We start from the raw sequence: 791 nt of genomic DNA on the forward strand, positions 1-791 counted from the left end.
ACGGTTCTTTGGTCTGCTCAAGCAGGAGTAAAAGAAGGGTTACAAATACACTTTCTCGCGTTAACGACACTAACCATGATGTACGGTTGGCGAATGGCTTTTTTGCTCAGCATTCCTGCGATGTTCGCCTACCACTGGATACACGGTATTTCGTTTATCTTGCTCCCAAGCTCTCTTGTGCTATCGGCACTCATACCAATATTAATCAGCTACTTAGTCTTTTTGCTTAGTTACCATTATTTACCCCGCAACATCTTTGTGTTTATTTTTGTCGCTGGCTTTTTTAATGGCGCACTCACAGGCAGCTTACACTTAGTATTTAACTCGTTTTATCACTTGTTGGTTGGCCACTACGATTGGAAAACCATTCAACACAACTACTTTATTTTTGTCCCATTGCTTGCGTTCCCCGAAGGGTTACTTAACGGGATGTCACTGGCAGTATTAACCGTCTTCAAGCCAGAGTGGTTAAGAGTGTTTTCGGACCGAGATTACATATACAACCACTATCACAAAAAGTAGATATTCTTCTTATATCGTGTATCACGCCGTGGCTGAATTCGACAATTCTTGCCATTTTTTCATATTAAATATGTGTTGAGATCATGTTTCACCCTTGTCTGAAGCGTTAACCTAAGCACATTAAAAATGTATTAGATTATTTAGTGAGGTCATCATGGAAATGTCAAACGCTCAACGTTTGATTCTATCAAACCAATACAACCTAATGTCTCAGCTTGATCCGAATAATGCGGCTAAATACAAACGCCTACAGACGATCGTTGAACGCG

Annotated in this window: 2 protein-coding genes; both read left to right on the forward strand. The window is 40.5% G+C overall.

Translation table 11 applies throughout. The annotated features are described in order from the left end of the window. Nucleotides 1–522: hypothetical protein (locus tag R7O13_RS26100; RefSeq protein ID WP_318305103.1), on the forward strand; the 522-nt coding region annotated here is incomplete at its 5' end. A gap of 154 nt (nucleotides 523–676) precedes the next feature. Next, nucleotides 677–791, forward strand: a 115-nt coding sequence (locus tag R7O13_RS26105; protein WP_318305104.1) for a YfbU family protein, incomplete at its 3' end; no start/stop codon positions are given.

The organism is Vibrio sp. Y176 (assembly GCF_033438945.1).